We start from the raw sequence: 13036 nt of genomic DNA on the forward strand, positions 1-13036 counted from the left end.
CCCGTTCTCCGCCTCCGCCGGCAGCCCGGCTGTCAGGCGCGTGATGCTCCCCCTCCACCGGCAACCAGCCGCCGGGCAGGCGCGTACAAACCTTGCCCCCTGCCCGCCCGCCGGCGGCAGAGCGACTCCCTGTCCGCCTGCCAGTGTCCCCGGGCCTGTCCCGCACCCGTGCGGCGCACGCTCCTGCCGCCCCCGGACACGCCGGTCACCGCATGCCAAAGGGCGGGGCCCCGGATCGAAAATCCGGGGCCCCGCCCTGAACGCTGCCGACGCCTAAGGCGTACTAGAGGCCGTCAGTTGTCGTCCTCGTCGATGAGGAAGCCACGCATCGGCGAGGGAGCCTGCCCCATCGGCGACGGGCCCTGCGGCCGTACCGGCGCCATCGGCTGGGTCATCGCCGGAGACATCTGCTGCTGTCCGCCGTAGGACGGGCCGCCCTGCGAAGGGCCACCGCCCATGCCCTGGTTGCCACCGCCGTACGACGGGGCGCTCGCACCGGCCGGAGCCATGGACGGCGCCGGGGACGGCGGCAGCGACGCGGTCGCCGGAGCGCGCGGCGGGGCCAGCGAGTCGTCGGCCTGGGTCTCCAGCTGACGCAGCTGCGACTCCAGGTAGGACTTCAGCCGCGTGCGGTACTCGCGCTCGAAGCCGCGCAGGTCCTCGACCTTGCGCTCCAGCGTGGCGCGAGCGGACTCCAGCGAGCCCATCGCGACGCGGTGCTTCTCCTGCGCGTCCCGCTCCAGGGCGTCGGCCTTGGCACGTGCGTCACGCTCAAGACCCTCGGCACGCGAACGCGCCTCACCGACGATCTTGTTGGCCTCGGAACGGGCCTCGGCGATCGCCTGGTCGGCGGTCTGCTGGGCCAGCGAGAGGACACGGGCGGCGCTGTCGCCACCGGGGCCCTGACCGGGGCCGCCCATCGGACCGCCCATGGGGCCACCCATCGGGCCGCCCATCTGCTGCTGCATGGGGGGCTGACCACCCATGGAACCCTGCATGGACCCCTGCATCGGACCCTGGCCCATCGAGCCCTGGCCCATCGGCCCCTGACCCATGGGCCCCTGGCCCATCGGACCGGGACCCTGCGGGCCGCCCTGGCCACCGTTGGGACCGGCGGGCAGCTGCGGCGCACCGCTCGGCAGCTGGGGCGGGCCTCCCATGGGGCCACCCATCTGCTGCTGCGGCGGGCCAGATATGCCGGCGGGCACCGGAGCACCGGGACCTCGCATGCCCTGCTGGGGCATACCCTGCTGCTGCATCCCCTGCCCCTGCTGCGGCATTCCCTGCTGCTGCATCCCCTGCTGCTGGTCCTGTGGCTGTTCGGGAGGCTTGCGCATGTTCTGCTGATTCTGGGCAGCAGCGCGCGTGGCAGCGGCCAACTTGGCGCGCAGGTCCTCGTTCTCGCGAAGCAGGCGAGTCAGTTCGGCTTCGACCTCGTCGAGGAAGGCATCGACCTCGTCCTCGTCATAGCCTTCTCGGAGGCGGACGGTCGTGAACTGCTTGTTCCGCACGTCCTCGGGGGTCAACGGCATCTCTTCACCTCAACGTAGTCATCGGCAGTCGGCAAGACCGTATCGTCCACACTCACCCCGCGAGGTTCCCCACGACGGTGATCAGGATGTAGACGATGATCATCAGGACGAAGAAGGACAGGTCGAGCGCCACGCCCCCGAGACGCAACGGCGGGATGACCCGCCGCAGAAGCTTGAGCGGTGGGTCGGTGACAGTGTAGGTGGCCTCCAGAACGACCACCATCGCCTTGCCGGGTTGCCACGAGCGGGCGAACTGGAAGACATAGTCCATGACCAACCGGAAGATGAGCACGATGAGGAAACACATCAGCGCGATGTAGACGACCTCCAGAACCACGCTCATTTGCTGTGCTTCCCTCTCCCCATGTTCCGTGCTGCCGGGTACTGCTTGTCCTACTGTTTCCGGTCCTGCGTCTCAGCTCTGGTTGAAGAACCCGCCCTCTGCGATGCGGGCCTTGTCCTCCGCCGTGACATCGACGTTAGCAGGCGACAACAGGAACACCTTCTGCGTCACCCGCTCGATGCTGCCGTGAAGACCAAACACCAAACCGGCCGCAAAGTCGACAAGTCGCTTGGCGTCTGTGTCATCCATCTCAGTCAGATTCATGATCACAGGGGTGCCCTCGCGGAAGTGTTCCCCGATGGTACGGGCCTCGTTGTAGGTCCGGGGGTGCAGCGTGGTGATCCGGTAAGGCTCTCGTTCCGACACGACCTTGGGCATGATCACCGGTGCGTTCTTCTCCAGGCTTGCGCGTTCTTGTGTGATGGATGCCACGGGCGCGATGCGCGCGGGACGCCCGGATTCCGCGGCCAGCGAAGCGGATCGGGGTACCGGGTCACGCGCCACCGGGGGCTGCACCACTCGTACCGCTTCGTCCCTTTCAGACTGAAGTGCCTGATGGGACTGGTGTGAGTTGTGTGATGAGTGCGACGGCTCATGCCGTCGGCGGTCCCGCTCGGGCTCAGGATCCAGTTCGGGTTCGAAGTCGTCATCGGGGTCAAAACCGCGGCCGTCGTACCCATCGTCCTCCACGAGGCCGAGGTAGACCGCCATCTTGCGCATCGCGCCGGCCATGCTCTGAGTCCTCCGCTCTGTGGTGGATCGACTGACTACTGCCAAGTGCCCGCGATCCACGAGGTCGTTATGCCCGCTGTCCAGCGGTAATGACCATATTTTCTGCTGTGGTCCGACTTCCTGGCGACGTTACCCGAGCCTGGGGCGGACTCCGAGTACCGCAGTACCGACGCGCACATGTGTCGCTCCGGCCGCCACGGCCTGTTCGAGGTCCGCACTCATCCCTGCCGAGACCATGTTCGCAGCCGGATGGGCTCGGCGCAGGTCAGTCGACAAATCCATCAGCCGCTCGAACGCCGCCTGTTGGCGACCCGCGTACTCCCCGGTGAGCGGGGCGACGGTCATCAGTCCGTCGAGCCGCAGCCCCGGAGCGCCGGCGACCAGGCCGGCCAACTCCGCGATGCCGCCGGGTGCCACACCACCTCGCTCGCCCCGCTCGTTCTCTCCCGCGTCGAGGGCGACCTGGATCAGACAGCCCACCTCGCGCCCGGCCCGCACGGCCTCCCTGGACAGCGCCGTCACCAGCTTGGATCGATCGACGGACTGCACGAGATCCGCGTAACCGACCACGGAGCGCACTTTGTTGGTCTGCAACTGACCGACGAAGTGCCAGGAAAGAGGCAGATCCGCGCAGGCGGCGGCCTTCGGTGCCGCGTCCTGGTCCCGGTTCTCGGCCACGTGCCGCACCCCGAGGTCCGCCAGGATCCGCACATCGTCCGCCGGATACGTCTTGGTGACCACGATCAGGGTCACTTCCTCACGCTTCCGCCCGGCGGAAGCGCACGCGGCGGCGATCCGCGCCTCCACCTTCGCCAGGTTCGTGGCGAGTTCGCCCTTACGGTCCGTCATGCCCCATCAGTCCAGCCAGACATAGCCCGCGAGCCGACCCGTGGTCCGGTCGCGGCGGTACGAGAAGTGGTCCTCCGACTCCCGGGTGCACACCGGCGACTGCTCCCGGTCGCGCACGCCGAGCCGCTCCAGCTGCGCGTGCACTCCGGCGGTGACGTCCACCGAGGGCGTGCCCCAGCTGGTCTCGGCATGCGCGGCGGGTTCGTTCGCGGCCACCTCGGCGCGCATCTGTTCCGGCACTTCGTAGCACCGGCCGCAGACCGCGGGCCCGGTGCGGGCGGTGATCCGGGAGGGGTCGGCACCCAGTGACTCCATCGCGTCGACGGCTGCGGGCACGATCCCCTTGACCAGGCCGGGCCGTCCCGCGTGAGCGGCGGCCACCACTCCGGCGACCGGGTCGGCCAGCAGCACCGGCACGCAGTCCGCGGTCAGCACGGCCAGCGCCAGACCGCGGGCGGCGGTCACCAGACCGTCCACCTCCGGTGCGGGCCGGGTGGTCCACGGTCCGTCGACCTCGGCGACATCGGCGCCGTGCACCTGGTTCATCCAGACCACCCGATCGGGGTCGAGCCCCAGCGACTTCGCCGCCAGTTCCCGGTTGGTCCGTACGGCTCCGGGGTCGTCGCCGACCGCCCCGCCGAGGTTGAGCTCCTCGTACGGAACGGCGCTCACCCCGCCCCACCTGTCGGTGAAGGCGAAGTGCGCGCCGTTCACGGTGTCGCGCTGTCCTATCACTTCAGGAAGTCCGGCACGTCCAGTTCCTCGGCCGTGCTGTCCGTGTAGGCCCGGGACGGCGGGACCGGCGGGGAGACGGGAATGTCGGCCACCGGCTCCGGCGCGGGCTCCGGCTCCTCCTTCGGGGTGACGCTGCCGAGCGAGCCGAAGGTCGGTCGGCTCTCCGGCTGCCGCACCGGAGTGGGCTCCTCGCGGCGGGCCGAGGACGAGGCCGAGCCGAGGACGTTGTCCCGCTTGGACGGCGGCTGGCCCCCGTCGAAGCCGGCCGCGATCACCGTGACCCGGACCTCGTCACCGAGGGCGTCGTCGATGACCGCGCCGAAGATGATGTTGGCCTCGGGGTGGGCCGCCTCGCTGACCAGCTGGGCGGCCTCGTTGATCTCGAACAGGCCGAGGTCGGAGCCGCCGGAGATGGAGAGCAGTACGCCCCGGGCGCCGTCGATGGACGCCTCCAGGAGAGGCGAGGAGATCGCCATCTCGGCCGCGGCCACCGCGCGGTCGTCGCCGCGGGCCGAGCCGATGCCCATGAGGGCCGAACCCGCCTCGGACATGACCGACTTGACGTCGGCGAAGTCGAGGTTGATCAGACCGGGCGTGGTGATCAGGTCGGTGATGCCCTGCACACCGGAGAGCAGGACCTGGTCCGCCGACTTGAAGGCGTCGAGGACCGAGACCTGGCGGTCCGAGATGGACAGCAGCCGGTCGTTCGGGATGACGATGAGGGTGTCGACCTCTTCGCGGAGTTCGGCGATGCCGTCCTCGGCCTGGTTCGCCCGGCGCCGGCCCTCGAAGGTGAACGGGCGGGTGACGACGCCGATGGTGAGGGCGCCCAGCGAGCGGGCGATGTTGGCCACGACGGGCGCGCCGCCGGTGCCGGTCCCGCCGCCCTCACCGGCCGTCACGAAGACCATGTCGGCCCCCTTGAGGACCTCCTCGATCTCCTCACGGTGGTCCTCGGCGGCCTTGCGGCCGACGGCCGGGTTGGCTCCGGCGCCGAGTCCGCGGGTGAGTTCGCGGCCGACGTCGAGCTTGACGTCGGCGTCGCTCATCAACAGTGCCTGTGCGTCGGTGTTGATGGCGATGAACTCGACGCCCTTGAGACCGACTTCGATCATCCGGTTGATGGCATTGACACCACCGCCGCCGACACCGATGACCTTGATGACTGCGAGGTAGTTCTGCGGTGCTGCCACGTCGAAGGCCTCTCGCCTCGAATTACGTTGCCGCCGCCTCGCGGGTGTGAACCCGCGGTCCGACGACAGATGCCGAATGGGACGGTCCGTAGCGCCGACCCGAACCCTAACCCTGAAGTTTAGGGTTACCAGTGTGTCTGTTCCCTGGAGTCTTCTGAACAGGACACTAAGTCGACAAGTGGCGCACGTTCAACGAACACGCCGAACCTCCCGTTTTTCTTTTCACCCTATGTGATCAGCCATAGCGCTGCCCAACCAGGGTGCTGGCCTGCGCAGATGTGCGTCAACTCCCTGATGACGCAGGCGCCGTGGGAACACTGACGTCGAAGTGCCGCGCGTCGGGAGAGGCTTTCATGAGAGCCGTGAGTGTACGGGCCTTCGCGCTCCCCTTCTCGCCGCTTCCCCACGCGACCGTACGGCCTCCGCCCAACTCCAGGGAGATGTCGTCGTACGAACGCACCTTGACGGTGCGGGTGTCACGGGCGACGGCGGCCGGAATCGCACCGGCCACCCGGACCGCCTCGCGCACCAGCCGGTCCTCGCCGAAACGGCGCAGGCTCGCGGCCCGCGAACCCGGCCGGGAGAGCGTCAATTCCAGTGCGGGAACGCCTTTCGGGGCCCGCGAAACCGTGGCGAACCGGACACCTTCCTCGTCCACTTCGACAAAGTTTCGGTCCTTTTGAACCAGTAGAACCGGAGTGCGCTCGACCACTTTGAGCCTGATTCCGTGCGGCCAGGAACGCACTACGTCAACCGCGTCAATTCGGGGCAATTTCCGGCGCAGACGCGCCTCGATCACCTCGGTGTCGACGGAAATCAACGGCGATCCGACCGGTACGTCGGCCGCCTCGCGCACCTGCGCGGACGTCAGGACCCGTGTCCCGGAAACCGATACGCGCTCCACCCGGAGCCACTGCGAGCCGTACAGCAGCCAGACGGATCCCGTCGCCAGGAGCACCAGCGCGACGGCGAGGATGATGATCGTACGAAGTCGGGGCGGAGTGAACTTCCGGGCGGGCGGCGGGCCGGACGACTCCTGCCGGCGTTCACCGCGCTCGGCGGTCGTCGATCCGGCCACGCGCGCTCCTTTTCCTGGCCCGGTTCACCTCCGGGCGCGTCAGCCGGTGCCGAGAGCCCGACCGTGCTCGGCCTCCCGACACCGGCGCGCCTCTTCGGCTCACCCGCCGATGCGTTTGCTAGCGGTGTGCACGGTGGGCGGCGATCGCCTCGTACACCATGGCGACGAGCAGGTCGTCGGCGTCCCGGCGGCCGAACTCGGCGGCGGCGCGGGACATCTCGTACAGCCGGTGCGGGTCGGCGAGCACGGGCAGGACGTTCTGCTGCACCCACTGGGGCGTCAGTTCCGCGTCGTCGACCAGCAGTCCGCCGCCGGCCTTGACCACCGGCTGGGCGTTGAGCCGCTGTTCGCCGTTGCCGATGGGCAGCGGGACATAGGCGGCCGGGAGCCCGACGGCGGAGAGTTCGGCGACGGTCATCGCGCCCGCGCGGCAGAGCATCATGTCGGCCGCGGCGTACGCGAGATCCATCCGGTCCACGTACGGTACCGGGATGTACGGGGGCATCCCCGGCATCTGGTGCACCTGCGGCAGTTCGTTCTTCGGGCCGACCGCGTGCAGGATCTGGATCCCGGCCTGCTGGAGGTAGGGAGCCACCTGCTGGACCACCTCGTTGAGCCGGCGCGCGCCCTGCGAGCCGCCGGAGACCAGCAGCGTCGGCAGGTTCGGGTCCAGCCCGAAGGCGGCGCGGGCCTGCGGACGCATGGCCGCCCGGTCGAGGGTGGCGATGGTGCGGCGCAGCGGGATGCCGATGTAACGGGCGTCCCGCAGCTTGCTGTCCGGCGTGGACACCGCGACCTTGGCGGCGTACCGCGAGCCGATCTTGTTGGCGAGGCCGGGACGGGCGTTGGCCTCGTGGATGACGATCGGCACGCCGAGGCGCTTGGCCGCGAGGTAGCCCGGCAGGGCCACATAGCCGCCGAAGCCGACGACGGCGTCCGCCTTGGTGCGCTCCAGGATCTGCTCGGCCGCCTTGATCGTGCCGCGCAGCCGGCCCGGGACGGTGATCAGCTCGGGAGTGGGCTTGCGGGGCAGTGGCACCGCGGGGATCAGCGCGAGGTCATAGCCCCGCTCCGGTACGAGACGGGTCTCCAGGCCGCGCTCCGTGCCCAGGGCCGTGATTCCCACGGTCGGGTCCTGCCTGCGCAGGGCGTCCGCGAGGGCGAGCGCTGGCTCGATGTGGCCGGCGGTCCCCCCGCCGGCGAGTACGACATGCACCGAAATTCACCGCTCTCCGGACGAACGCGCCGCCGAGGCACGCCGTCTCATCGTGTTCCATCTCCGAGACCCCCGCACAGGGCCTCCCGCCCGCTTTCTACCAAAGCGGGGTTGCCGCAGAGAAAGCGCCATCCGCGCAGCGGGATCCTCACGCGCGAAGGCGATCAGCAACCCGATGGCGAACATGGTCGGCAGCAGGGCGGAGCCCCCGTAGGAGAACAGCGGGAGGGGGACGCCGGCGATCGGCAGCAGACCGAGCACCGCACCGATGTTGATCACCGCCTGAGCGATGATCCAGGTGGTCACACCTCCCGCGGCATACCTCACGAAGGGGTCCTCCGTGCGTCCGGCCACGCGGATACCCGCATAGCCTAGGGCCGCGAAGAGGGCGAGCACCGACAGCGTGCCCGCGAGGCCCAGTTCCTCACCGGTCACGGCGAAGATGAAGTCTGTGTGGGCTTCCGGCAGTTGGCCCCATTTTTCCACGCTCGCCCCGAGCCCGGAACCGAAGAGCCCGCCGGAGGCGAGGGCGTAGATGCCGTGCACGGCCTGCCAGCAGTCGGCCACGCCGGACTTGGGCTCGGTGGCGCCGATGCACTGGAGGCGGGCCATGCGGTTGGGGCTGGTCCGGATGAGGATCACGCCGAGGGTGGCCGCGATCGACAGCACCCCGACGAACAGCCGGGTCGGCGCCCCCACCAGCCACAGCAGGCCGAACAGGATCGCCGTCAGGATGATCGCCGTGCCCATGTCGCCGCCGAGCATGATCAGCCCGAGCAGCATGAAGGCGACCGGCACGAGCGGCACGAGCATGTGCTTCCACTGGGTCAGCAGCTTCTTGTCCTGCTTGCGGGCCAGCAGGTCGGCGCCCCACAGGACCAGCGCCAGCTTGCCGAACTCGCTGGGCTGGATCTGGAAGGAGCCGCCGAGCGAGATCCAGTTCTGGTTGCCGTTGACCGACATCCCTATCCCCGGCACCTGTACCAGGACCATCAGGAACACCGCGCCCGCCAGGATCGGATAGGCCAGCGCCCGGTGCAGCTTCACCGGCATCCGGGAGGCGGCCAGCAGCAGCACCCCGCCGATGACGGCCGCGAGGAGCTGCTTGCGGAAGAAGTAGGAGCCCGGCAGCGACATCTGCAACGCCGTGATCTGAGAGGCCGAGTAGACCATGACCAGACCGAGCACGGTGATCAGCGAAGCGCCGCCGAGGATCAGGTAGTAGGCGGTCAGCGGCCGGTCCCAGGCGCGGCGGGCGCGCGTGTACAGGCGCAGGAACGGGTTCTCGCGCGGTGCGCGAGGAGTCGCGGGGCGCCGGACCGCCCGCTGCACGGGCGGCCGCCCGGTACGGCTACCGGGCATCGGCGTCTCCCGCCCGGTCGAGCCCGGGCCACATCCGAGTCACGCGTCCCTCCAAGGGTCCCGATGCACCCGCCGTGGCCGAGGCCCGCCGTCAGGTGCCCGTGCCGAGTTCGCGAACCGCGTCCGCGAACGCGTCACCGCGCTTGTTGTAGTTGGCGAACATGTCCATGGAGGCACAGGCCGGGGCCAGCAGTACAGTGTCGCCCTCGGACGCGAGCCGCCGTGCCTCCCGGACTGCCTGGAGCATCGCCCCAGTGTCGGTCCGGTCGAGGTCGACGACGGGTACTTCCGGGGCGTGTCGCGCGAGGGCTTCCCGGATCAGGGCGCGGTCCGCGCCGATCAGGACGGCCCCGCGCAGCCGCTTCGCCGACCTGACGACCAGTTCGTCGAAGGTCGCGCCCTTCGCCAGACCGCCCGCGATCCACACGATCGACTCGTACGCCGCCAACGAGGCCTCGGCCGCGTGGGTGTTGGTGGCCTTGGAGTCGTCGACGTAGGCGACCCCGTCCACGTCGGCGACGTGCGCGATGCGGTGGGCGTCCGGGGTGAAGGCCCGCAGGCCGTCCCGGACGGCCGTCGCGGGCACCCCGTAGGCGCGGGCGAGGGCCGCCGCCGCAAGGGCGTTGGCGATGTTGTGCGGGGCCGGCGGGCGGACGTCGGAGACCTCCGCCAGTTCCTGGGCGTTCTTCTGCCGGTCGGCCACGAAGGCGCGGTCGACCAGGATGCCCTCCACCACGCCGAGTTGGGACGGTCCGGGGGTGCCCAGGGTGAAGCCGACGGCCCGGCAGCCCTCCTCGACGTCGGCCGCGCGCACCAGGTCCTCGGTGGCCTTGTCGGCGACGTTGTAGACGCAGGCGACCTGATTGCCCTCGTAGACGCGGCCCTTGTCGGCGGCGTACGCCTCCATGGAGCCGTGCCAGTCGAGGTGGTCGGGTGCCAGGTTCAGGACGGCGGCGGAGTGGGCGCGCAGGGAGGGCGCCCAGTGCAGCTGATAGCTCGACAGCTCCACGGCCAGGACGTCGTACGGCTCGTCGCCGAGCACCGCGTCCAGCAGTGAGACGCCGATGTTGCCGACGGCCGCGGTGCGCAGGCCCGCCGCCCTGAGGATGGAGGCGAGCATCTGCACGGTGGTGGTCTTGCCGTTGGTGCCCGTGACGGCCAGCCAGGGGGCCGCGTCGGGGCCGCGCAGGCGCCAGGCCAGCTCGACGTCGCCCCAGACGGGGACGCCTGCCTGGTCGGCGGCGGTGAACAGCGGCTTGTCCGGCTTCCAGCCGGGCGCGGTGACGACGAGTTCGGTGCCCTCCGGCAGGGTGGCGCCGTCGCCGAGGCGCACCGTGACGCCGAGGGCCTCCAGTTCGGCGGCCTGGGCACGGGCCCGTTCGTCGTCGCCGTCGTTGACGACCGTGACGACGGCGCCACGGGCGTGCAGCACCTTGGCCGCCGGGACCCCGGAGACGCCGAGTCCGGCGACGGTGACGCGCCTGCCCTGCCAGTCGGTCACTTCTCCGCCGCCCATCCCGCGTAGAAGAGGCCCAGCCCGACGATCACACAGATGCCCTGGATGATCCAGAAGCGGACCACGACAAGGACCTCGGACCACCCCTTGAGTTCGAAGTGGTGCTGGAGCGGTGCCATGCGGAAGACGCGCTTGCCGGTCATCCGGAAGGAACCGACCTGGATGACGACCGACATGGTGATGAGCACGAACAGGCCGCCCAGCAGCGCGAGCAGCAGCTCGGTGCGGGAGCAGATCGCGAGGCCGGCGAGCACACCGCCGAGCGCGAGCGAACCGGTGTCGCCCATGAAGATCTTGGCGGGCGAGGTGTTCCACCACAGGAAGCCGAGGCAGGCGCCCATCAGCGCGGAGGCGACGACGGCGAGGTCGAGCGGGTCACGCACCTCGTAGCAGGCGCCCGGATTGGTCAGGGTCTCGCCGTTGGCACAGGACTCCTGGAACTGCCAGACGCCGATGAAGGTGTAGGCGCCGAAGACGAGGACGGAGGCGCCGGTGGCGAGGCCGTCCAGACCGTCGGTCAGGTTCACGCCGTTCGACATCGCGAGGATCATGAACAGCGCCCAGACGACGAACAGCACCGGGCCGATCGACCAGCCGAAGTCCGTGATGAAGGACAGCTTGGTGGAGGCCGGCGTCTGCCCGCGGGAGTCGGCGAACTGCAGGGAGAGCACCGCGAAGGTGATGCCGACGATCAGCTGGCCGGCCATCTTCGCCTTGGCCCGCAGGCCGAGCGAACGCCGTTTGACGATCTTGATGTAGTCGTCGAGGAAGCCGACCAGGCCCATGCCGACCATCAGGCCCAGCACCAGCAGACCCGAGAAGGTGGGCGTGGCCGAGACGTCCTCGGTGGTCCAGGTGGTGATCAGCTTGGACAGGAAGTACGCGGCGACCGTCGCGAAGATGAAGGCGATACCACCCATGGTCGGCGTACCGCGCTTGCTGCCGTGCGTGCGCGGGCCGTCGTCGCGGATGTACTGGCCGTAGCCCTTGCGGGCCAGAAGCTTGATCAGCAGCGGAGTGCCGACCAGGGTCAGGAAGAGGCCAATGACTCCCGCGAACAGGATCTGCTTCATCATCGGGCGGCAACCTCACCCTCGGCCCCGGTCTCGACGAGCGCCTGCGCCACGCTCTCGAGTCCGACCGAACGGGACGCCTTCACGAGTACGACGTCTCCCGGGCGCAACTCGCTGCGCAACAGGTCGACCGCCGCCTGTGCGTCGGACACGTGCACCGACTCCTCACCCCACGAACCCTCGTTATATGCGCCCAGTTGGAGCCAGGACGCTTCCCTGCCCCCGACCGCGACGAGCTTGCTGACGTTGAGCCGGACGGCGAGCCGTCCGACCGCGTCGTGCTCGGCGAGCGACTCGTCCCCGAGCTCGGCCATCTTGCCGAGCACCGCCCACGTACGGCGCCCCTTGCCCATGGCCGCGAGCGCGCGCAAAGCCGCTCGCATGGACTCGGGGTTCGCGTTGTAGGCGTCGTTGACGACCGTCACGCCGTCCGGGCGCTCGGTGACCTCCATACGCCAGCGGGAGAGGGAGCCCGCCTCGGAGAGCGCGGTGGCGATCTCTTCCGCGGACATGCCCAGCTCGTGGGCGACGGCGGCCGCGGCGAGCGCGTTCGACACGTGGTGCTCACCGTACAGGCGCATGGTCACTTCGCTTGCACCGGAGGGTGTGTGAAGCAGGAAGGCGGGCTGTCCGCTGTCCGTGAGTCTCACGTTCTCGGCGCGTACGTCCGCTTCGCCGGACTCGCCGAAAAGGATCACCTTCGCCTTCGTTCGGGAGGCCATGGCCCGTACGAGGGGATCGTCCGCGTTGAGGACCGCGGTGCCGTCCTCCGGAAGGGCCTCCACCAGCTCGCCCTTGGCCTGCGCGATCTGGGCGCGGCCGCCGAACTCGCCGATGTGGGCGGTGCCGACGTTGAGGACGAGGCCGATCTTCGGGGGCGTCAGACCGGCGAGGTAGCGGATGTGGCCGATGCCGCGGGCGCCCATCTCCAGCACGAGGAACCTGGTCTCCTCGGTGGCGGACAGGGCGGTCAGCGGCAGCCCGATCTCGTTGTTGAGCGAGCCGGGCGTCCACACCGTCGGCGCCCTGCGCTGGAGGACCTGCGCGATCAGGTCCTTGGTGCTGGTCTTGCCCGCGGAGCCGGTCAGGGCGACCAGGGTCGCGCCGAGCCGTCGTACGACATGGCGGGCGAGGGCGCCGAGGGCCGTCTGGACGTCCTCGACGACGATGGCGGGCACGCCGACGGGCCGTGCGGCCAGGACGGCCACCGCGCCCGCCTGGACGACCGCCCGGGCGAAGTCGTGGCCGTCCACGCGCTCGCCGGCGAAGGCGACGAAGAGGGTGCCGGGCCCGGCCTCGCGGGAGTCCCGGACGACCGGTCCGGTGACCTGGACCGACGGATCCGGTATGTCGTGCGTCTGCCCGCCGACGACTGAGGCGATCTCGGCGAGAGAGAGGGCGATCACA

General features: G+C 69.8%; 12 protein-coding genes. All 12 read right to left on the bottom strand.

All coding sequences use genetic code 11. The annotated features are described in order from the left end of the window. Nucleotides 1–293: 293 nt before the first annotated feature. The 12 genes from QQS16_RS13215 to QQS16_RS13270 all read right to left on the bottom strand — a co-directional run bounded on the left by QQS16_RS13215 (nt 294) and on the right by QQS16_RS13270 (nt 13035). Nucleotides 294–1532 carry a DivIVA domain-containing protein gene (locus tag QQS16_RS13215; RefSeq protein ID WP_286061839.1) on the bottom strand — a complete coding sequence of 413 codons (1239 nt, stop codon included), beginning with the start codon at nt 1530–1532 and terminating at the stop codon, nt 294–296. A 52-nt stretch (nt 1533–1584) separates the two neighbouring features. Continuing rightward, entirely contained in the window at nt 1585–1875 is a 291-nt protein-coding gene (locus QQS16_RS13220) for a YggT family protein (protein ID WP_286061840.1), read from the bottom strand. A 72-nt stretch (nt 1876–1947) separates the two neighbouring features. Further along, on the bottom strand, nt 1948–2607 hold the full coding sequence (locus QQS16_RS13225) for a cell division protein SepF (RefSeq protein WP_286061841.1): 660 nt from the start codon (nt 2605–2607) through the stop codon (nt 1948–1950). A 129-nt stretch (nt 2608–2736) separates the two neighbouring features. Then, a complete protein-coding gene (locus tag QQS16_RS13230; RefSeq protein WP_286061842.1) occupies nt 2737–3456 on the bottom strand; it encodes a YggS family pyridoxal phosphate-dependent enzyme in 720 nt (239 codons plus the stop codon). A gap of 6 nt (nt 3457–3462) precedes the next feature. Beyond that, the gene (gene pgeF, locus QQS16_RS13235) at nt 3463–4191 is read right to left on the bottom strand and encodes a peptidoglycan editing factor PgeF (RefSeq protein WP_286061843.1); all 729 of its coding nucleotides are present in this window, start codon (nt 4189–4191) and stop codon (nt 3463–3465) included. Beyond that, entirely contained in the window at nt 4188–5384 is a 1197-nt protein-coding gene (gene ftsZ, locus QQS16_RS13240) for a cell division protein FtsZ (RefSeq protein WP_286061844.1), read from the bottom strand. The genes pgeF and ftsZ overlap by 4 nt, the downstream gene beginning before the upstream one ends. A gap of 283 nt (nt 5385–5667) precedes the next feature. After that, nucleotides 5668–6462, bottom strand: a complete 795-nt coding sequence (gene ftsQ / locus QQS16_RS13245) for a cell division protein FtsQ (RefSeq protein ID WP_286061845.1) — start codon at nt 6460–6462, stop codon at nt 5668–5670. Nucleotides 6463–6580: 118 nt separating this feature from the next. Beyond that, nucleotides 6581–7678 (bottom strand): undecaprenyldiphospho-muramoylpentapeptide beta-N-acetylglucosaminyltransferase, encoded by a 1098-nt coding sequence (murG, locus tag QQS16_RS13250; RefSeq protein ID WP_286061846.1) that lies wholly within the window; start codon nt 7676–7678, stop codon nt 6581–6583. 6 nt (nt 7679–7684) lie between these two features. Next, on the bottom strand, nt 7685–9040 hold the full coding sequence (gene ftsW, locus QQS16_RS13255) for a putative lipid II flippase FtsW (RefSeq protein WP_286061847.1): 1356 nt from the start codon (nt 9038–9040) through the stop codon (nt 7685–7687). A 91-nt stretch (nt 9041–9131) separates the two neighbouring features. Beyond that, a complete protein-coding gene (murD, locus tag QQS16_RS13260) occupies nt 9132–10556 on the bottom strand; it encodes a UDP-N-acetylmuramoyl-L-alanine--D-glutamate ligase (RefSeq protein ID WP_286061848.1) in 1425 nt (474 codons plus the stop codon). Continuing rightward, nucleotides 10538–11629 (bottom strand): phospho-N-acetylmuramoyl-pentapeptide-transferase, encoded by a 1092-nt coding sequence (gene mraY, locus QQS16_RS13265; protein WP_286066310.1) that lies wholly within the window; start codon nt 11627–11629, stop codon nt 10538–10540. The genes murD and mraY overlap by 19 nt, the downstream gene beginning before the upstream one ends. Beyond that, on the bottom strand, nt 11629–13035 hold the full coding sequence (locus QQS16_RS13270) for a UDP-N-acetylmuramoyl-tripeptide--D-alanyl-D-alanine ligase (protein ID WP_286061849.1): 1407 nt from the start codon (nt 13033–13035) through the stop codon (nt 11629–11631). Before QQS16_RS13270 ends, mraY begins: the two co-directional genes overlap by 1 nt. Between the last annotated feature and the right edge of the window lies 1 nt (nt 13036).

The sequence above is a fragment of the Streptomyces sp. ALI-76-A genome (genome assembly GCF_030287445.1).
GTDB lineage: Bacteria > Actinomycetota > Actinomycetes > Streptomycetales > Streptomycetaceae > Streptomyces.

Coding starts and splice junctions, on each gene's coding strand:
- mraY (WP_286066310.1), bottom strand. CDS start 11,629: ATGAAGCAGATCCTGTTCGCGGGAGTCATTGGCCTCTTCCTGACCCTG.
- QQS16_RS13215 (WP_286061839.1), bottom strand. CDS start 1,532: ATGCCGTTGACCCCCGAGGACGTGCGGAACAAGCAGTTCACGACCGTC.
- murD (WP_286061848.1), bottom strand. CDS start 10,556: ATGGGCGGCGGAGAAGTGACCGACTGGCAGGGCAGGCGCGTCACCGTC.
- QQS16_RS13225 (WP_286061841.1), bottom strand. CDS start 2,607: ATGGCCGGCGCGATGCGCAAGATGGCGGTCTACCTCGGCCTCGTGGAG.
- ftsW (WP_286061847.1), bottom strand. CDS start 9,040: ATGCCCGGTAGCCGTACCGGGCGGCCGCCCGTGCAGCGGGCGGTCCGG.
- QQS16_RS13220 (WP_286061840.1), bottom strand. CDS start 1,875: ATGAGCGTGGTTCTGGAGGTCGTCTACATCGCGCTGATGTGTTTCCTC.
- QQS16_RS13230 (WP_286061842.1), bottom strand. CDS start 3,456: ATGACGGACCGTAAGGGCGAACTCGCCACGAACCTGGCGAAGGTGGAG.